This is a genomic window from Salinisphaera sp. SWV1 (assembly GCF_052044155.1).
GTDB lineage: Bacteria > Pseudomonadota > Gammaproteobacteria > Nevskiales > Salinisphaeraceae > Salinisphaera.
On record NZ_JBQDYE010000017.1, the window covers coordinates 65,850 to 83,990 of the forward strand.

An 18,141-nucleotide genomic window follows, 5' to 3' on the forward strand; every position below is an offset into this window, starting at 1 on the left:
TCGGCTGCGCCATCGGAGCATTGCATGACCGCCTCCTCTTATATTGCGTATCGCCATGGGGGCGAGCCCGGCGCGCCGCTGGTCATGGCCTTCCATGGCACCGGCGGCGACGAGAACCAGTTCGTTGAACTGATCCGGCAGATGCTGCCGCGGGCCGGCATCGTCGCCCCGCGCGGCGATGTGTCCGAAGGTGGCGCCAACCGGTTCTTTCGTCGAACCGGCGAAGGCATCTACGACATGGCTGATCTCGCCGCTCGCACCGAGCGCATGGCCGAGTTCATTGCCAGTACGCACGCCGCGCATTCGGGCCGCCCGCTCTACGGGCTCGGCTACTCGAACGGCGCCAACATTCTGGCATCCGTACTGTTCGAGCAGCCCCGCCTGTTCAACCGGGTGGCGCTCATGCATCCGCTGATTCCCTGGACGCCGAAGCCGCAACCGGCGCTGGCCAGGCTGCCGGTGTTCGTCAGCGCCGGCTCCCACGATCCGATCTGTCCACCGGAACGGTCGCGGGCATTGATCGACTGGTTGACCACGCAGGGCGCAGCGGTCGACCCGCTGATCACCCAAGGTGGGCACGAAGTCTTGCAGGCGGAGTTGAACGCCTTGCAACACTTCATGCGGATACCGGACGCCTAGCCGACCACGCGACCGTCGCGCGGCGAGGTACAACGCCGATCTCGCGCCCGCATCATCCGAGCTTGCGGCGAACGACGGCATGGGCGACGGCGAGTGTGACCAGCGCGATCACCGCCATCGGCCAGGCCTCGGCGAAGACGACCGCGGGCGGCAACGCCTTGACGAAGCAACCCTGGACGATCACGAGAAAATGCGTCAGCGGTAACGACTGGGCCACCCATTGCAGGGCACGGGGCATGTTTTCTACCGGCGTCGCGAAACCGGACATCACGATCATCGGAACGGCCACCGCGAAGGCCCCCAGGATGCCCTGCTGTTGGGTCGATGAGATCGCGGAGATCGTCAGCCCGATCCCGACCACCGACAGGATCAGCAACAGCAGGCTCATCAGCAACAGCAGGAACGAGCCACGAAAAGGCACACCGAAAAGAAACACGCCGGCCCCGATCATCACCAGGCCGAGAGCCGTGCCGATCATCAGCGCGGGCACCACCTTGGCCACGATGATCTCGAATATCGTCGTCGGCGAGACCATGAGCTGGTCGAAGGTGCCGAGTTCGCGTTCGCGGGCGATCGACAAGGCGGTGACGATCAGCGCGATGATGGTGGTCAGAATGCCGGACAGGCTCGGCACGATATACCACCGATAGATGAGGTTCGGATTGAACCAGTGGCGAGCGACCGTCGGATCGCGCGCGCTCTGGTCGCTGCCAGCGAGCGTTGCGCCGACCCGGGCCGCGATGTCGTCGAGGTAGCCGAGGGTGATCTGGGCGGCGTTCGACCGCCGGCCGTCGAGGATGACCTGGGCGGTGGCGGTCCGACCGGCGGCGATATGGCGCGAGAAATCCGGCGGAATGTCGATAGCGGCGATCACCTGCTGACGGTCGATCAGCGCGCGGCGCTGATCCGGACTGTGCACCGTGTAGACATGGCCGACGAAGCCGGCGGCGCCGATCTGAGCGAGCAGTTCATAGGACGCCTGCCCGGTGTCGCGGTTGTAGACGGCCAGATCGACATGATTCACCTCGAGGCTTGCCGCGAACGAGAAGATCAGCAGCTGCACCAGCGGCGGGACGACCAGCACCAGCCGGCTGCGCGGGTCGCGCAGAATGCTGAGCAGTTCCTTGACGATCTGGGCGCGCAGCCGCGGATTGAGCAGGCGCATGATCACAGATCCAGACTCTTGCGCGTACGGCGCAGCGCGATCAGAAAGAACACCGCGCCGATGGCGAGCATGGCCGCGAGATCGCGCAGCAGCAGCGGCCAGACGTCGCCGGCAAGAAACACGGTCTGCAGCGCGGTCACGAAATAGCGCGCCGGCACCACGCAGGTCAGCCACCGGATCGGCCACGGCATGGAGGCGATCTCATAGATGAAACCAGACAACAGGAAGGCCGGCAGGAAGCCAGTGATCAAAGCGATCTGGGCGGCGACGAACTGGTTGCGCGCAAGCGCGGAGATCAATAGGCCCTGACCCAGGGCCGGCACCAGGAATACCGACGACAACAGCAGCAGGGCGAACCAGGAACCGCGCAGCGGCACGCCGAAGACAAATAGAGCGAGCAGTGTGGAGCAGACCATGGCGGCCAGGCCGAGGGCGAAGTACGGCAACAGCTTGCCGAGCAGAATCTCGGCCACCGTGGCCGGTGTGGACATGATCGCCTCCATCGTGCCGCGCTCCCACTCGCGGGCGACCACCAGCGCCGTCAGCAATGTGCCGATGATCGTCATGACGACGGCGATCGCGCCGGGAATCAGCGCCCGCCGGCTGTCGATCTCGGGGTTGAACCAGAATCGCGGCACAAGCGCGATCGAGGGCGTTGCGGCAGCGGCTGATACCGCATCATCGGCCTGCTGCGCGCGCCAGCCACTGACCACGCCGCGAGCATAGTTGGCCACGAAGTTCGCGGTATTCGGCTGCGAGCCGTCGGTGACGATCTGGACCAGCGGCCGGCTTCCGCCGGCGGCCAGGCGTTGCTCCAAGTCCTGTGGGATGACCACATAGCCGCGCAGGGCGCCGGAGACCAGTTGGTCGGCCACGGCCCGCCGGTCGTGGACCGTCGTGATTCGGAAATAACGCGTGCCGGCGAAGGCCGCGGCCAGCGACTGGGCCGGTGCGCCGTCGGATTCCAGCACCACACCCAGGCGCACGCCGCGAATATCCAGCGATACCGCATAGCCGAACAGGAACAGCAGCACCGCCGGCAGCACAAAGGCAATCAGGATGGTCGAGGGATCGCGTACCAGTTGCAGGCTTTCCTTGCGCACCAGCGCGGCCAGTCGCCGAACGCTGAAGACACGGCTCTGGGCCGCTAGCGGCCCGGCAGGTTCAGGCCCTGGGCTGCTCATGCCGGTTCCGGCCCGTGCGCCGCCTTGTTTTCCGTATCGGCGGCCTGAACCAGATGGATGAAGGCCTCCTCCATGCTCGGCTCCGGGCAATCGGGCGTGGTCGCCGCCTGCTTGAGTGCGTCCGGGGTGTCGAGCGCGATCAGGCGCGCGCGGTACATGAGTGCGACCCGGTCGCAGTATTCGGCCTCGTCCATGAAATGGGTGGTGACCATCACGGTCACGCCGCGGCGTACCAGACCATTGATATGGGTCCAGAATTCGCGCCGGGTGATCGGGTCCACGCCTGAGGTCGGCTCGTCGAGAAACAGCACCGGCGGGCGATGCATCAGCGCACAGGCCATGGCCAGACGCTGCTTGAAGCCCAGCGGCAGCGATTCCGGGGCCGCGTCCAGATAGGGCGACAGCTGGAAGATCTCGATCATCTCGGCCGTACGCTCGCGCCGTCGCGGGCCGTCGAGACCGTAGACCCCGGCGAAGAAGTCGAGATTCTGACGCACGGAAAGCAGGCCGTAGAGCGAGAATTTCTGGGCCATGTAGCCGAGCTGGCTCTTGGCCGCGCCGGTGGCCCGGCGCAGGTCGTGGCCGGCGACCCGGGCCTCGCCGCGGGTGGGTTTGAGCAGGCCACAGAGCATCTTGAAGGTGGTGGACTTGCCGGCGCCATTGGGCCCGAGCAGACCGAATATCTCGCCGCGAGCCACCTCGAAGCTGACGTTGTCCGTGGCCGTGAAATCGCCAAAGCACTTGGTCAGGTCGCGACAGACCACGGCGCTCTGATCGGCCAGCGTCACCGCGTCCATGCGCGTTGCCAGCGCCGAGGTTCCGCCGGGGCCGCCGCCGAGCAGGTCGACGAAGGCATCCTCGAAGCGTGCCGCGACCGGTGCAATCGTAGCTCCGGACTCGCGGGCAAGGGTCTCGATCTCGTCCTGGGGCGCACCTTCGCGCAGCACCACGCGGACCGCGCTGCCCTGGATCACGCCGTCGCAGACCGTTGGCAGATCGAGTGCGTCCGCGAGCACCGCACGCCGTTCTCCGGTAATGCCGTCGATACGAAAGCTACGACCGGCCAGACGCTCGGTCAGCGCCTGCGGCGCGCCGTCGAAGGCGAGCTTGCCTTCGTTGAGCAGCAGCACGTGCGCGCAGCGCTCGGCCTCGTCCAGATAGGCCGTCGACCAGACCACGGTCATGCCCTCGCCGGTCAGATCGTTGACCATACGCCAAAGATCCTGACGGCTGAGCGGATCGACGCCGACGCCCGGCTCGTCGAGCAGCAGCACCTGCGGCCGGGCCATCAGCGCACAGGCCAGCCCCAGTTTCTGTTTCATGCCGCCCGACAGCTGTCCGGCCAGCCGCGCCGTGAATGGTTCCAATCGGGTGAAGGCCAGCAGCTGCCCGAAGGTCTCGTCATAGGCTCCCGCCGCCAGACCGCGCAGTTCCGCGTACAGGCGCATGTTCTGGAGCACCGACAGATCCTCGTACAGGCCGAAGCGCTGCGGCATGTAGCCGGTGACCGTATGAATAGCCGTGCTGTCAGCCATAACGTCGTGCCCGGCAACGACCGCGCGGCCTTCATCGGGCGTCATCAGTCCGGTAAGGATGCGCATCAGCGTGGTCTTGCCGGCGCCGTCGGGCCCCACCAGTCCAGTGACCCCGCCAGGGCGGATTCGAGTGTCGATGCCGGCGAGCGCGACGGTGTCGCCAAAGCGCTTGGTCAGACCCGTGATCTCGACGCCGATGGCGTCGCTCTCATCAGCAGTAGGGTGATCACGCGTTAATGCGCGCATGTCACGAGCCGGTGCCGACGACGTCGACGGTGACCGGCATGCCCTGTCGCAGCCCCTCGTCGGCGTCGGACACGACGATGCGCAGCCGATAGACCAGATCGGTGCGTAGTTCGGTCGTTTCGACCGATTTCGGCGTGAACTCCGCCTGCGAGGCAATGAAGCCGATCCGACCGTGATACACCCGCTGCGATGAGTCGGTATGCAGGGTCACGGCCGCACCCGGCACGACACGACCCAGATCGGGCTCGCCGACATAAGCGCGCACGTACACTGGATTGCGCAGGTTGAGCGTGAGCACCGGCGTGCTCGCGCTGACCATGCTGCCCGGTTCGCGGACACGCGAGAGCACGGTGGCCGCGGCCGGAGCATACAGCCGCGTATCGCCGAGTGCCGTCCGGGCCTGATCTCGGGCAGCCCGGGCCGCAGCCAGTATGGCCTTCGCCGCGGCGATGTCTTCGCTGCGCGCGCCGGCCTTCTGCAACGACAGGCCCTGCTCGGCCGAGGCCAGCTCCGCGGCGGCCTGATCGCGGGCGGCACGCGCGGCATCCAGGCTGCGCTCGGCCGCGGCGTTGGAAGCCCGCATCAAACGCTCGCGCCGATAATCGCGCTCGGCGTTGCGATAGGTCGCCCGCGCGCGCTCGACCGCCGCCCGAGCCTCGGCGATCCGCTGCGGGCGATTGCCGGCCTGCAGTTTCGCCAGTACGGCCGCGTCGGCCCGGACCGCCGCCTTCGCCTTGGCCAGCGCCTGGCGGTAGGGCGTGGCGTCGAGTTCGGCGACCCGCTGGCCGGCCTTGACCCGATCGCCTTCCTCGACCGCGACCGATACCAGGCGACCGGGTTGCCGAAAAGCCAGCTCGACCTGGCGGATGTCGACATTGCCATACAGACGCAGTCCATGATCGCCGTGCCCGGGCCAGGTCCACCAGAGCAGGCCGCCCGCGCCGACAAGCAACACGGCGATCAGCGCCAGCGCGGCGCCCAGACGCCGGCGCGTCATGAGCCGGACGCCGCCAGCAGCGCCCGCAGGTTGCCGTGCAAACGGGCACGAATCGCCTCGACCGCGCCCGCGTCGATGTCCGACCAGGCCAGCGCCCGCAATACCCCGGCCCGCGCCGCGCGGAACACCAGAATCTGGCCGAGCACGGTCAACGCCAAAAGCCGAGCCTCCGGTTCCGGCATGGAGCCGCGAAGCCGCCCGATCAGACGCACGATCAGGGTGAGCAGACGGTCCATGAACCCGCTGTAGAGCAGGTCGAACGCCTCGGTCGGCAGCTGTTGTTCGCGGATGATCAATTGAGCCCAGGCGTCCGTGCCCGGATCGGTCATCAGATCGAGCAAGCCGTCCGTCAAGCGAAACAGCGCACGAAAATCGTCCTCCCGCCCGTGCACGCCGGGTGCGGAATCATGCAGCGCGGCTTCCACGAGCGTCATCTCGGGATCGAGCCGGGCCCGTACCCGCCCGGCAATCGCCACGAACACGGCCTGATACAGCCCCCGCTTGTGGCCGAAGTGATAACCGATCAGGGATTGATTGACACCCGCCCGAATCGCCAGCGCGCGCAGGCTGACCTGGTCGTACCCCGCCTCGGCGAACGCCGTCATCGCGGTCCGCAATAACGCATCGCGGGTCAGGTCGCCACGCGTCAAACAATGGGAGGCCAGCTTATTCATGTCGTGTGATGGAACGGCCCCGTGAATCGGTCAATCGAGCAATGAGCCGAAATCCTACGCCCGCGCCCGCACCCGCTTGTTGAGTCAGATCAAAACGGGCGCGTCGCCCCGCCGTTCGCCACGGCCGAGGGTGACAGCCGCCGTACGGGCTCGACGAGGCCATCGACGCCAATCGATGTGTTTTAAAAGCGTTCGTTTATCGTTTGCTTGGCGTTACCCATTCGTTTTTACGTCGTAAATTTAATTTTCTATTCAGGTTCAAAGGTTTTCCGCCGATACAACAGTGCGGCAAAGTGGCCGTGAACCATTCGAAAAGGAGTACCTTATGAGTATTACCGCGACCGGAAGCAGCCAGCTGGCTGCCCAGGCCCAGATGCAGATGCAAATGCACTCGGCCAACGAATCCCAGGAAGCGCCCGGCACCCGGGACCACGACGGCGATTCGGACAAGCAGGGCGCCCAGCCGGCCCAGGCCGCTTCGACGGCCGGCCCGCGCGTGAACGCGTCGGGCCAGAGCATCGGCCAGCACATCAATGTGACGGCCTAGCCAACGGCTCGGGACCGCCCGCCACTGCGGCGGGCGGTTCTGTCGTGCCGGCGCGATGACAGCGCGATGATGCGCTGCTGGGATGACAGCCTTCGATGGCCGCGCCTGGCTGGTGTTCCGGCGATACCGGCACCGCCCCCCACGGCGATGAGCCACGGCTGCCGGCCGCTGCCGGTTGACGTCAAAACGGGCTACACTGGATATACCTGAAAAGCGCCCCCTTTCGATACCGGCCAGACCAGCATGGGCTCCAAGCAGAAATCACAACAGAAACTGCCGCGGCAGAGCCTGAAGTCCATCAAGGACACGGCGCGCGGCAAGACACCCGGGCCGAACAGGGCTAACCGCCAATTCAAGGGCTACCGCTGAGCGAGGATGCGCGGCGATTTATCCCTGATCACCGGGCGCCGCCTGCCATCGGGCCATGACCGGATAGACTGACACCGCGGAACCACTCTGTTGCCGCGGCAGGTCGACGGCTTGCAATACCTTCGACCCGACATTCATGCCCGGTTCGCAACATCCCGCCGGGTCAGCAAGGAATGCCCATGCTCAAACACATCAATCCCCTGCTGACGGGGGACGTGCTTGCCCTGCTCGCCGATATGGGCCATGGCGACGAACTGGCGATCGTGGATGCCAATTTCCCGGCCGACGCCCTGGCGAAACGTCTGGTGCAACTCCCGGGTATCTCGGCCACCGATACGCTGTCCGCCGTGCTCAGCCTGCTCCCGCTGGACGACTTCGTCGCTGCCCCCACGGCGGCGATGGACGCGCCCGATGGCCGACCCGCGCTCTACACCGAATTCGACCGCATGCTGGCCGCGGCGGAGGGTCGGGAGATCCCGATCGAATGCATCGATCGCTTCGATTTCTACAACCGCACCCGCGCAGCCTACGCCGTACTCGCCACCGGTGAGCGGCGGCTGTACGGCAACATTATCCTCAAGAAGGGCGTGTTGCGGATCTGAGGCAAGTCCGCCGCGCCGACCGGGCACGGCCCGGCCGATAACCCGGGCGCAGACCTCGCCCGGGCGGGTGGCGACGGGCGCATGCGTTCAATGGCCGGCTGGCGCCCACCAGCGCAACAGGCCGGTCAACGCCGTGCCCAGCCCGACCGCGAACCAGAGACTGTGCAGACCGAAGCGCAGATACGCGAAACTGCCGAGCACGGTACCCGACAGCAGACCGGCCCAGAGCAGGAAGTACCAGACCCAAGCCCAGCGGTCACCACCCAACAGGACGCCCATCAGCCGCTGACCGAGCTTGACCAGCGTGCCCGTCATGTAAGTCACACCCAGGCTGACCTCGCCATTGCGCTCGAAGACGGTGTTTTCGGCCCCCATGGCCAGCGCCATGCAGACGACCGCGCCCCATGTGACGCCGGCACCGGCAAAGCAGGCGGCCAGCGCCAACAGGCCGGTTACCAGCGCCATCACCGCGGCACGGCGCCAGGCCCCGGTCCGATGATTGACCAGCGACCCGATCATCACGCCGAGCACGAACAAAGCGATCACCACGGCCGGCACGAACGCCGTCGACAGACTGCGCACGGCGCCGACCCCGAGCCGCGTGGTATTGCCGCTCATGAAGGCAATGAAGTACCCACCCAGCGTCATGAACCCCAGGGCGTCGACATAGCCGGCCAGGCCCGTCAGTGCTATGGCAATCGCGCGCTCGCGTCGACGATGAGTGATCAAGGCTTCGAGGATATCCGGACAGAGTGCGCAGACTATACGAAAGTCGGGGCCCGGCGGGCGAATCGGTTGCGGACAGCCAATACCGCTCGCGCCGTCGCCATCCGGTCGCACACCGCCAGACGCGCCGCCCGGGCGACCGCCTTCCCGGACCCGCAGCCCACTCGTCACATCCCGTGCGAAAACCGCTAGCATTCGCCAGAAGCGATCGATAGCGACCGCCCGGCGCCATGCCATCGCGCCGCCGGGTCCATTGCTGTGGAGTTCCGATGCGTTATCCCATGCCGGCGACAAGTCTCGATGCCCCCCATGCGGCAACACTCGAGATACAGAAAAGCCGCTTCATCGGCTGGTGTGCCGGCATCGACGGCGTCGACGACGCGCACCGGCTGATCGCGCTGGCACGTCAGCGCTATCCCGACGCCTCGCATCATTGCTCAGCCTGGATCGCCGGCGCCCCGGGCGACGATCGGGTGATCGGGTTCTCGGACGATGGCGAACCCGGCGGCACGGCCGGCCGGCCGATGTATCAAGTGATCGAGGGTAGCGGCCTCGGTCGCATCGCCTGTGTCGTGACACGCTATTTCGGCGGTATCAAGCTCGGCACGGGCGGCCTGGCGCGCGCCTATGGCCAGACAGTCAGCGCACTCATCGCCGACCTGCCGACACGGGAGCACGTGCCAAGACGCCGGCTGGCGCTCGACCTGGCCTTTGCCGACGAGCAACCCGTGCGGCGCTGGCTGGGCGAACACGAGGGCCGGATCATCGACGCCCGCTACCATGGCGGGGGCGTGACGCTGGCGGTGGATTGGCCCCGGGACGCCGATACCGATTTTGCCGAACTCGACGCCCGGCTGAGCGGTCGCCTCGCACTGGTAGACGACGACACCGCCGGGCAATGAGCCGGCGCGCGACGCGCGCGGCCGGCCCCGGCCCATCAACCGCGCGCGGTGACTTCCAGCAGGTGATAACCGAACTGTGTCTTCACCGGCCCCTGTACTTCGTTGAGCGGGGCGCTGAACACCACGTCGTCGAACTCGCGCACCATCTGGCCGGGGCCGAATGTACCGAGTTCGCCGCCCTTGCGGCCGGACGGACACGTCGAATGCTCACGCGCGACTTCGGCAAAATCGCCGCCGTTTTCGATCTGTTGCTTGAGTTCGACACACTTGTCTTCGCTGTCGACCAGAATATGACGGGCACTGGCTTTGGCCATGATGAAAGTCCTGCTTCACTGAATGACGGGGCCGTCATGGTACGGCAATTATGGCGACGCCGCGGACCCAATCAGGCCGCGCCCGAGCCCAGCGCTGCCGCCAGCCCCGGTGCGTAATCGGCGCCGTGGGGCACGGTCGCCGTCGACGGCGCCAGCGCGTCGCCGATCGGCTCGGCACGCCCGCCGAGGTATTCGGCCAGAAACGCCTCGATAATCGCGTTGAAGGCGATGTTGTTGGCCGGGCGGGCAAAGCCGTGGCCTTCGTCGGGGAACAGCACGTAGGTGACCGGTATCGATTTCTCGGCCATTGCGTTCACGATCTGGTCGCTCTCGGCCTGCTTGACGCGCGGGTCGTTGGCGCCCTGGCCGATCAACAGCGGGCGAACGATGCGATCGGCATGGGTCAGCGGCGAGCGCTCGGCCAGCCAGGCGCGACCGGCCTCGGTGCCGGGGTCGGCCATGCGCCGATACATCTGGCGGCGGCCCGCTTCCCAGTAGGGCGGGATGCTCTCCAGCAGGGTGGTGAGGTTCGACGGGCCGACGATATCCACGCCGCAGGCGAAGGTTTCCGGCGTCAGCGTGAGCCCGGCCAACACGGCATAGCCGCCGTAGGAACCGCCCATGATCGCCACCCGCTTCGGGTCGGCCACACGCTTGTCGACCGCCCAGTTCACGGCGTCGATCAGGTCGTCGTGCATGGCGGCGCCCCACTCGCCGTCACCGGCGGCGGTGAAGGATTTGCCGAAGCCGGTCGAGCCGCGATAGTTCACCGACAGCACCGCATAGCCGCGATTGGCCAGCCACTGGTGGTAGCCGTTGCTGCCGTAGTCGTCCCGCGCCCAGGGGCCGCCGTGCACCAGCAGCGCCATCGGCAGCGGCTCACCCGGCGCGGTGAAGCCTTCGGCGCCGCTGCCGCGCGGCAAGGTGAGATAGGCGGTCAGCGTCAGCCCGTCGCGGGCGGTGATCTCCAGCGGCGTCATACCGGCCAGCGGCGCACCCACCAGTTCCGGGCGGCTGACGAACAGCGTGGTGAGCGTCCCGGCGTCGCGATCATAGAGATGGGTTGCCGGTGGCGCGGTAACCGGGTCGTTGACCACCACCCAGCGGCGATCGTCGTCGGTGCGGGAGGTGACGTGCACGTCGCCTTCGAGCCGCGCGTCCAGAAACGCCAGGTCGTCGCCGATGGCCGGGTCGATCACGTGCCACTGGGTGCGCAGATAATCCACTGCCCAGGCCTGGATTTCGTGAGTTTCGGGGTCGGCCATCACGCCGGTCACGTCCGCCTTCGGCGAGGCGGCGATTTCGCGCATGTCACCGGTTTCGAGATTCTGGGCGACGAGCGCGGCGGTATCGCGGCCGCGGCTGTCGATCCAGTAGAGCGTGTTGCCGTCGCGAGTGAAGCCCGCCGGGCCGGTGTTGGCGCTGTCCTCGAAGCGGATGCTGACCAACGGCTCGGCCGCCACCGCGCCGTCCCGCACGCGGAAGAAATCCTCGCCGCCGTCCTCGCGGGGCTTTTGCGCCAGGCGGATATCGAGGCTTTCATCCACCAGAAAGCCGCCATAACCGTCGTTGCGCATTGCCAGCGCCAGTTCGCCGCTGGCCAGATCCAGGCGATAGACATCGTGCCAGCGCGGATCGCGGTCGTTGATGCCCACCACGATATGGTCGCGCACGTGTCGGCTGACGCCGAGTACCTGCACCCGTACCCCTTCCTGCGGTGTCAGGGCGCGCTGGGCCGCGCTTTCCACGTCCACACCGAACAGCCGGAAGTTCTCGTCGCCGCCCTGGTCGTTCACGAACAACAGCTGCCGGCTGTCCGGCGACCAGAAATAGCTGCGGATCGGGCGGCTGAGCTCGTCGGTCAGCGCCCGGCCTTCATCCGGGCGATCGACGGGCGCCACCCAGAGATTGAGCACGTCGTTGAACGGGGCGATCCACGACAGCCAGCGGCCGTCCGGGCTCAGCCGGCCTTGTATACGGCTGGGGTTGCCGAACAGCCGCTCGCGTTCGATCAACGGCACATCGCCCACGCCACCGGCGCCGGCCGCGTCGCTCGCCGCCATGGCAATGTTGTGAGCCGGATGATGCCAACGCATGGGGCGCTCCTTTGCGGGATTGAATCAGGCCTCACTGGGTGAGGCGTCGGGCGGTCAGGATAACGCGGGCGCCGCACCCACAGGGTGATCGCCACGCGACACGGCCCCGGCAGACGCATCGCCATGATTGCTAAAGCTCAGCCACCGCTCGCCGATAAACCGACTTCGGCCAGACATTCCCAAAGCTTGGAGATCATCTCATGGACGCAGGAAGCGTGAACTCGACCGTCAGTACCGCCATGGCTTTGCAGCAAAGTAATCAAAACCAGAGCGTGCAGACAAACCTGCTGCGCAAGTCGCTCGACAGCCAGGCCTCGCAGATGAGTCAGCTCATGTCGTCGCTGGAAACACAGCCGGCGTTGGCAACGACCGGATCCGTCGGAACGCAGATCAATACCTATGCCTGACGGCCGCGTTTAAAACGAAAGGACTTGAGCAGCGGCAACATAAGGGCCGGCGCATCTTTTCGATCGCGCCATAATAAAATTCCTTATATAAAATAGGATTATAGCTATGGAAATCGTAAAGTTTGGTGCCGACGACATCGAAAATACATTGTCCAAGATGTCGGAAAAGCAGATAGACCAGATGGCTTTTGGCGCAATTCAACTGGATGGCAGCGGAAAAATTCTGCAGTACAACTCAGCCGAAGGTGCAATAACCGGCCGCGACCCTTCGCAAGTCATAGGGAAAAACTTTTTTCGGGACGTCGCACCGTGCACCAATCGTCCGGAGTTCAAAGGCCGCTTCGACGACGGCGTGCGTAACGGTGATTTAAGTGCCGTTTTCGAATATACATTCGATTACGAGATGACACCCACCAAGGTAAGAGTCCAGATGAAGAAAGCGATCTCGGGTGACAGCTACTGGATCTTCGTCAAACGTCTTTAATGCATTGGCGCGGAACGGGTCAAAGGCTGTGAGCATGCTTGGGCGGACTTTTATAAGCCGTTGTCTGTTTTCGCTAATCGCGGCCAAGCTCGATGGGTCGTACCGAGGTCAGGGTCATTTCGGCCCGCTTGCTAACATGGGCCTTGATACCCCGCTGCGCGCGCACGATACGAACTCCGCACTGAATATCGACTCGCTCAAGTTGATGAGTCTGGCGATGGACGTCAGCACACTATTCCAAATACCCGATAGTGGGCTTGAAGATTATCTGTTGCGCGGACAAACGATCGGCGATTGGGTTGATGTGGTGATGGAGTCGCGAAACAGCGGCGCTCAGGCGCTGGCATTTACGAGCTCAGGCAGCACAGGAGAACCCGCCACCTATCGTCACGAATGGATCGATTTACTTGACGAAGTACGGGATCTGGCGCCGAAATTCGCCACTCATCTTGGCCAGCCGATCACGCGGGTCGTCGTATGTGTCCCAACGCACCACATTTACGGCTTTCTATTCGGCATTGTGTTGCCCGCAGTTTTGGATCTGCCGGTACTCGATCGTCCGCAAGCAATGCTGACAGCGCACGCCGGGCGCTTCAGCGACGGTGATCTTATCGTCGGTTTTCCCTGGTTTTGGCGCGCCCTGGCGCAAGCGGGAACGCAGTTTTCCGAGTCCTGTATCGGCCTCTCATCAACCGGTTCCTTGGACGCTGACATAAGTCCGCGTCTCAAAGCAAGGGGCCTGAAGGCGATGATCGAAATACATGGATCCAGCGAAACGGCCGGTATAGGTTATCGGTCGCATGGCAGCGATCCCTATACGCTGATGAATCGCTGGCATGTCGGACCGGATAAGGCGCGCTTGGCCAGAAATCGTGATCTGTCTGAAACCGTGTTGTTGCCTGATCGTGTTGACTGGGTTGACCCGCGTCGCTATCAGCTGCGCGGGCGACTGGATCAGGCTATTCAGGTCGCGGGTCATAATGTTTATCCCGACCAGATCGCTATGCAGATTGCCCAGCACCCGGATATCGATCAAGCGTACGTGCGGCTCATGCGACCCGGCGAGGGAGACCGTCTTAAGGCCTATGTCGTGCCCTCCGATGAAAATTTTCCACCCGCCCAAGTAAAAAAGCGTCTCGTGGAATGGTGTCGTGCCAGCCTCACAACGGCACAAATGCCGGCGGTGATTACAGTGGGGTCGGCCTTACCCATGAATTCCCTCGGGAAACCGGCTGACTGGTAGGCCGTCACACGCGGGCGTATAGGGATAAGCACAGTTTCGACGATGGTCGGCCGCCAACGGTTAGAAAACACGGCGTAGACAATGCCATTCACCCGCCGCCTACCGAGGTCGAGAACGCGGGCATCATCGCTAGCACACCGAGCCACATCCGGGCGGCGACGGATAGAGATCGCAGCCCGGGGAGTCGACAATCTGATCGAGCCCTTCCCGGCGTGGCCAAGGCAATGAACCACCTACGTAAATGGATCCAAACCACGGGCCCGGCAGTGGATCACAATGGTCGACGTGGAAATGCCGCCCCGACCACTGCCCGCGATCAGCCAAACCACGGTGATCGCCGAAGTCCGGCGCTGAGCAGGTAAAGCACGGACCGCCGTAGCGGCCGACGCGGTCGCGATGGTCGGGGCCACCCACCCATGGGCCTCCGCTGGCAATGACTGCTATCGGCCGAATGCCATCCGTCGTGACCGTAGCCGAACACGGTCATCATGGGCGCAGCCGTCAAAGCCAGAGCCGCGAGACAATGCGTGCGGCGCGCCAGCCCGTTGTTCATTGACTCTCCCTCGCAGGCAGCCAATCAGCGTCGACGGGCGGTAGACCGATAACGATTGGCCCGTCATGCCGATAGGTGGTCACGGCTTGCCCCGGTATCGGTTGCCAATCTGTACGACGCCCCCGGTATACGAGAACGCCGCCGCGGGCCACGCCGAAAGCGGCGCCAGCCGCGTCGAATACGCGCAAAACCATGAGCGACAGGGCAACTCGCCGGCGGCCGGCGTCAACCGCAACACACCGCATTTGATTACGCTGAACATGCAGGCGACAACCACGTGGCACTGTTTGTCGTCGACATCGCGAATCAACTGGGTCGAGGCCGTCGACGATGATCTATGGCGGAAGGGGCGGCTCGTTGGTCGCGGAGATAAGGGGTGACAGCGACCGCCCATTGCGGTCATACAGATTGACCAACCGCGGGACATAGACTCTGGTGAGCATTTCGCGCCGCCAGATCGTCAGCAGCTCATGGTCCAGATTCGCTGACGGAAGCCGCAGGGTCATAACCACGGCGGGAACTGCTCGGCACCACGCGGAGCATCCATCGGGCCGCGTCAGCCGAGTCACAACCATGCGTGAGCCGGATACGGATTAGGGACGCTGGTCGAAGATAGCGCGGCTTTCAACAGCAACGACATTCGCTGTTTAGCGCCATTCCCTGACGGTTGATGCAGGCTCCGCCCGCAACGCTGCCCGGATGTTACGGCAATCGCGGCATCCTCGCCCGCCCTCCGCCGCTGTCGGAACCCCGGCGCACCGGGGCCCCGACGCCAAGCGCTGGATCAGGGTTTGATCGTGGCAACGACCTCGCCCTGGCTGTATTGCAACGCCACGTTGTACGTCTTGCCACTCGCGTCGCTGGCGATCGCCTGGCTGAACTTGCCTTCCAGGTGATCGGCGGTAACCACCGTATAATGGGTTTGCCCGGTCAATGTCGGCACCTTGAGCAGCAACGAGCCGCCATCGAGGAAAGCGCTGCCGGAGACCTGCAACTGCGCCTGATCGGCGAGATCGAGCGAGAGCGTACCAGCCTTTTGCACGAAGTTGGCGACTTTCAGGGCCCCCTGCGCGTTCTTGTCGGCGCCCGCCTTGATTGCTATGCCGACCGTTCCGCCCTGCTGATACAGCGTATTGCTGCCGAAGGCGCGGGCCGAACCGGCCACCAGGCCCCCATCGACCAGCAATGTGCCGCCGCTGTACGAATTGTCGCCGTTCAGATGCAGCGTACCCGTGCCATATTTGCGGACCCGGCCGGGGCCCGATATGTCGTTCTGCCAATAGTCTTCCGCGTTAAAGCCGCTGCGGTTCGTGCCGTCCATGGTCACATCCACATCACCATCGAACGCGCCGTATCCGTCAGCCGCCGCCACCAGATCCAGCCGCCCCCAGCCATGCGACTGGTCGATGACGGGGTAATTCGATGCGATCTCGGTGGTGGCGAGAACCGCCCGACGTTGTTGCGCGTCAAGATAGGGAAAACGCGACCGCAGCAACACTTCGGCGCCCTTGGGTACCTCCGGCGCCTTGACCGGCTCGTTCAGCTTGCTCAGGCCGTACGTAAGAAACGCCCTGTAGCGCGCCTTCATGGCTTTGTGGGCTGCCACGGTGTCGGCGCTATGCGCCCAAGCATAGACGGAATCGTACCCGGCGGTTTTCGCCTGGTCGCTGAAGTATGCGTAGGCCTGCGCCACCGCCTGGTCAGCCGCGCCCTGATTGCTGCGATCGTAAAGCGTCGCCGCCGTTACAGCCTCGCCCATGATGCGGCCACCGATGACATCCAGCGGCGAGTGCATCCCGGCGACGATCCGGTTTTCACCGAGTTCAGCCGCTCGGGCCGCCATCTCGGCAAAGCGTTGCGGGATCGCGTAGGCCATGCCGAGGCCGCGGTCATAGGCTTCGGTGGTATGGCCGCTGGGGAACGCCGCATCCTTGGCGCGGCTGGATTTCCAGGTGCCGGTGCCGTTGAAATCGCTGGCGTAGGTGCCATCGCCATTGTCGGTGTATACCGAGCGGCGCGCGCACTTCAGCCCGGTAATGGCGCGGACGAGCGGATCGCTCGGCTCTTCGAAATATTTCGTCTGCGTGGTGCCGTCCGGGTTGTAACAGGTCAGTTTCTGCAAACTGCTCTTGTCCTGCCCATTGAAGGAGGCAACCGTATAATCCCCGGCATTGATGCGCCACGGGCGCGGCGATTCAAAATGATACTTGGGCGCCTCGGTCGAGGCTCCGTAGCCCGCGATATCGCTCAGCAATGATACGACCGCGTCCAGGCTGTAACCGGTCTGACCGTAGTTTGTACCACCCGAGCCCCCGTCGCTGATCGAATTGATCAAGTGGTTGCTGTCGGTGATCGAAAACGAGGTCTTGTTGCCGGAAGCCGGATCGTAAACGATCTGATCCGGGTTGCTACTGTCTCTTGACAACGTTGTCACCGAGTGTGCACCGACGCGATAGGCGGGGGCCAGCGGCCCGAGCCCCGAGGTGATGCTGTAGCCCTTCTCCCGCTGGTCGTCGAGATAGGCGCCGCGTTGCGACTGGACCTGGGAGCGGTCGACGTCCGGGGTGCTCTGCCCGGCACGGGTCAGTGTTTTGACGTAATCGAAATTTTCCTTCCAAATCGTCATATTGAGGACTTGGGCGTTATCGAACGAAACCGTACTCATAACGCCGTTGGTCTGTTTCGTCCCGCCACCCGCGACACCGGTATAGCTGTACGTGCCCTGCGGGCTGCCCGATTTTAGTTTGTCCGAACCATAATTCGACCAGGTCGGGTCGCCCAGGATGTAGATCTTGTTGAAACCCTTCAGGATCTGCAGCATGGGATCGTAGGTCGGGCTGTAGGCGATCGCGTAATTATTACTATTGGTCTCCGCGAGATGGCTGTCCACGACCGCCTGTTCACCCGATCCGAGCTGCGGCGTGTCGACTGCCTGGATATAACCGACCCCTTGCGGAACACTCGGTTCGGTATAGGTCTTGGCGTTGTTATTGTTATTACTATTGTCGTTACAGGCGGACATCGTGACAACCAGCGCCGCGACCGCCAGGCCCCACCGTTTATCTTTGCAAACCATCATCGTTTCCTTATTTTCCCAAGAACGATAAAGGAGAGGGCCGATAGGAGGGGCAGCGCGGTAATGGTAACGTTATCAATGTTGCCGGCTTCACCAGACAGCCGAACCGTCAGTACCCGTTACTTTCCACAATGCAAGGCGCTCGAACCTTTGCAACCCCCGGCCCGACTCCACCGAGCGGCTAGCTTAGTTTCGCAATATGACGCATATATTAAGAAAAGTGTTTTCTGGCATAAATTAATAAAAAAAATAAAAATTTCGAAAGTTGATAGAGACTTACCGGCGATTACGGCATCCGCCATCTCGGGCGTTGGCGGCGGGATACGGACACAAGCCCCGTCCCGGAACACGTTGCCGTGCGTGCACGCGGCAGTCGCCCCCC

General features: G+C 64.2%; 16 protein-coding genes. 7 read left to right on the forward strand and 9 right to left on the reverse strand.

Features of this window, described 5'->3' with window-relative positions; all coding sequences use genetic code 11:
- Positions 1-24 precede the first annotated feature (24 nt).
- Positions 25-639, forward strand: a complete 615-nt coding sequence (locus ACS8YF_RS10125; RefSeq protein ID WP_440850100.1) for an alpha/beta hydrolase — start codon at positions 25-27, stop codon at positions 637-639.
- A gap of 52 nt (positions 640-691) precedes the next feature.
- Here ACS8YF_RS10125 and ACS8YF_RS10130 read toward each other — a convergent pair whose 3' ends face one another.
- Genes ACS8YF_RS10130 through ACS8YF_RS10150 form a run of 5 tightly spaced genes read right to left on the reverse strand, consistent with a single transcriptional unit; the run spans position 692 to position 6,440 of the window.
- Positions 692-1,804 carry an ABC transporter permease gene (locus ACS8YF_RS10130; protein WP_440850101.1) on the reverse strand — a complete coding sequence of 371 codons (1,113 nt, stop codon included), beginning with the start codon at positions 1,802-1,804 and terminating at the stop codon, positions 692-694.
- Between the two features lie 2 nt (positions 1,805-1,806).
- Positions 1,807-2,988, reverse strand: coding sequence for an ABC transporter permease (locus ACS8YF_RS10135; protein WP_440850102.1), 1,182 nt, complete (start codon positions 2,986-2,988; stop codon positions 1,807-1,809).
- Positions 2,985-4,769, reverse strand: coding sequence for an ATP-binding cassette domain-containing protein (locus ACS8YF_RS10140; protein WP_440850103.1), 1,785 nt, complete (start codon positions 4,767-4,769; stop codon positions 2,985-2,987). Before ACS8YF_RS10140 ends, ACS8YF_RS10135 begins: the two co-directional genes overlap by 4 nt.
- 1 nt (position 4,770) lies before the next feature.
- Positions 4,771-5,766, reverse strand: a complete 996-nt coding sequence (gene hlyD, locus ACS8YF_RS10145; protein ID WP_440850104.1) for a secretion protein HlyD — start codon at positions 5,764-5,766, stop codon at positions 4,771-4,773.
- The gene (locus tag ACS8YF_RS10150) at positions 5,763-6,440 is read right to left on the reverse strand and encodes a CerR family C-terminal domain-containing protein (protein WP_440850105.1); all 678 of its coding nucleotides are present in this window, start codon (positions 6,438-6,440) and stop codon (positions 5,763-5,765) included. The genes hlyD and ACS8YF_RS10150 overlap by 4 nt, the downstream gene beginning before the upstream one ends.
- A 325-nt stretch (positions 6,441-6,765) precedes the next feature.
- Here ACS8YF_RS10150 and ACS8YF_RS10155 point away from each other — a divergent pair, with 325 nt between their 5' ends.
- Both ACS8YF_RS10155 and ACS8YF_RS10160 read left to right on the forward strand, forming a co-directional pair.
- Entirely contained in the window at positions 6,766-6,987 is a 222-nt protein-coding gene (locus tag ACS8YF_RS10155; RefSeq protein WP_440850106.1) for a hypothetical protein, read from the forward strand.
- Positions 6,988-7,535: 548 nt separating this feature from the next.
- On the forward strand, positions 7,536-7,958 hold the full coding sequence (locus ACS8YF_RS10160; protein ID WP_440850107.1) for an RbsD/FucU family protein: 423 nt from the start codon (positions 7,536-7,538) through the stop codon (positions 7,956-7,958).
- An 87-nt stretch (positions 7,959-8,045) separates the two neighbouring features.
- On the opposite strand, the gene ACS8YF_RS10165 is transcribed toward ACS8YF_RS10160, so the two are convergent.
- Positions 8,046-8,687: a YoaK family protein gene (locus ACS8YF_RS10165; RefSeq protein WP_440850108.1), complete on the reverse strand. Its 642-nt coding sequence runs from the start codon at positions 8,685-8,687 to the stop codon at positions 8,046-8,048.
- Between the two features lie 266 nt (positions 8,688-8,953).
- On the opposite strand from ACS8YF_RS10165, the gene ACS8YF_RS10170 reads away from it, so the two are divergent.
- Positions 8,954-9,586 carry an IMPACT family protein gene (locus ACS8YF_RS10170; protein WP_440850109.1) on the forward strand — a complete coding sequence of 211 codons (633 nt, stop codon included), beginning with the start codon at positions 8,954-8,956 and terminating at the stop codon, positions 9,584-9,586.
- Positions 9,587-9,621: 35 nt separating this feature from the next.
- Here ACS8YF_RS10170 and ACS8YF_RS10175 read toward each other — a convergent pair whose 3' ends face one another.
- Positions 9,622-9,900 (reverse strand): peptidylprolyl isomerase, encoded by a 279-nt coding sequence (locus ACS8YF_RS10175; protein ID WP_440850110.1) that lies wholly within the window; start codon positions 9,898-9,900, stop codon positions 9,622-9,624.
- Between the two features lie 71 nt (positions 9,901-9,971).
- The gene (locus tag ACS8YF_RS10180) at positions 9,972-11,996 is read right to left on the reverse strand and encodes a S9 family peptidase (protein WP_440850111.1); all 2,025 of its coding nucleotides are present in this window, start codon (positions 11,994-11,996) and stop codon (positions 9,972-9,974) included.
- A gap of 200 nt (positions 11,997-12,196) precedes the next feature.
- Here ACS8YF_RS10180 and ACS8YF_RS10185 point away from each other — a divergent pair, with 200 nt between their 5' ends.
- The 3 genes from ACS8YF_RS10185 (at position 12,197) to ACS8YF_RS10195 (ending at position 14,130) form a co-directional block, all read left to right on the forward strand.
- Positions 12,197-12,403, forward strand: coding sequence for a putative motility protein (locus ACS8YF_RS10185; RefSeq protein ID WP_440850112.1), 207 nt, complete (start codon positions 12,197-12,199; stop codon positions 12,401-12,403).
- A 106-nt stretch (positions 12,404-12,509) separates the two neighbouring features.
- Positions 12,510-12,887: a photoactive yellow protein gene (gene pyp, locus ACS8YF_RS10190; protein WP_109993106.1), complete on the forward strand. Its 378-nt coding sequence runs from the start codon at positions 12,510-12,512 to the stop codon at positions 12,885-12,887.
- Positions 12,888-13,023: 136 nt separating this feature from the next.
- Complete coding sequence (locus tag ACS8YF_RS10195; RefSeq protein ID WP_440850113.1) at positions 13,024-14,130, forward strand: AMP-binding enzyme; 1,107 nt, start codon at positions 13,024-13,026, stop codon at positions 14,128-14,130.
- A gap of 1,337 nt (positions 14,131-15,467) precedes the next feature.
- On the opposite strand, the gene ACS8YF_RS10200 is transcribed toward ACS8YF_RS10195, so the two are convergent.
- A complete protein-coding gene (locus ACS8YF_RS10200) occupies positions 15,468-17,759 on the reverse strand; it encodes a phosphatase PAP2 family protein (protein ID WP_440850114.1) in 2,292 nt (763 codons plus the stop codon).
- Positions 17,760-18,141 lie beyond the last annotated feature (382 nt).

What these genes read in the sequence shown, in the direction of transcription:
- ACS8YF_RS10155 (WP_440850106.1), top strand. Translation starts at nt 6,766, where the DNA reads ATGAGTATTACCGCGACCGGAAGCAGCCAGCTGGCTGCCCAGGCCCAG.
- ACS8YF_RS10125 (WP_440850100.1), top strand. Translation starts at nt 25, where the DNA reads ATGACCGCCTCCTCTTATATTGCGTATCGCCATGGGGGCGAGCCCGGC.
- ACS8YF_RS10135 (WP_440850102.1), bottom strand. Translation starts at nt 2,988, where the DNA reads ATGAGCAGCCCAGGGCCTGAACCTGCCGGGCCGCTAGCGGCCCAGAGC.
- ACS8YF_RS10130 (WP_440850101.1), bottom strand. Translation starts at nt 1,804, where the DNA reads ATGCGCCTGCTCAATCCGCGGCTGCGCGCCCAGATCGTCAAGGAACTG.
- ACS8YF_RS10170 (WP_440850109.1), top strand. Translation starts at nt 8,954, where the DNA reads ATGCGTTATCCCATGCCGGCGACAAGTCTCGATGCCCCCCATGCGGCA.
- ACS8YF_RS10185 (WP_440850112.1), top strand. Translation starts at nt 12,197, where the DNA reads ATGGACGCAGGAAGCGTGAACTCGACCGTCAGTACCGCCATGGCTTTG.
- hlyD (WP_440850104.1), bottom strand. Translation starts at nt 5,766, where the DNA reads ATGACGCGCCGGCGTCTGGGCGCCGCGCTGGCGCTGATCGCCGTGTTG.
- ACS8YF_RS10140 (WP_440850103.1), bottom strand. Translation starts at nt 4,769, where the DNA reads ATGCGCGCATTAACGCGTGATCACCCTACTGCTGATGAGAGCGACGCC.
- ACS8YF_RS10160 (WP_440850107.1), top strand. Translation starts at nt 7,536, where the DNA reads ATGCTCAAACACATCAATCCCCTGCTGACGGGGGACGTGCTTGCCCTG.
- ACS8YF_RS10180 (WP_440850111.1), bottom strand. Translation starts at nt 11,996, where the DNA reads ATGCGTTGGCATCATCCGGCTCACAACATTGCCATGGCGGCGAGCGAC.
- ACS8YF_RS10150 (WP_440850105.1), bottom strand. Translation starts at nt 6,440, where the DNA reads ATGAATAAGCTGGCCTCCCATTGTTTGACGCGTGGCGACCTGACCCGC.
- ACS8YF_RS10195 (WP_440850113.1), top strand. Translation starts at nt 13,024, where the DNA reads ATGGGCCTTGATACCCCGCTGCGCGCGCACGATACGAACTCCGCACTG.
- ACS8YF_RS10200 (WP_440850114.1), bottom strand. Translation starts at nt 17,759, where the DNA reads ATGGTTTGCAAAGATAAACGGTGGGGCCTGGCGGTCGCGGCGCTGGTT.
- pyp (WP_109993106.1), top strand. Translation starts at nt 12,510, where the DNA reads ATGGAAATCGTAAAGTTTGGTGCCGACGACATCGAAAATACATTGTCC.
- ACS8YF_RS10175 (WP_440850110.1), bottom strand. Translation starts at nt 9,900, where the DNA reads ATGGCCAAAGCCAGTGCCCGTCATATTCTGGTCGACAGCGAAGACAAG.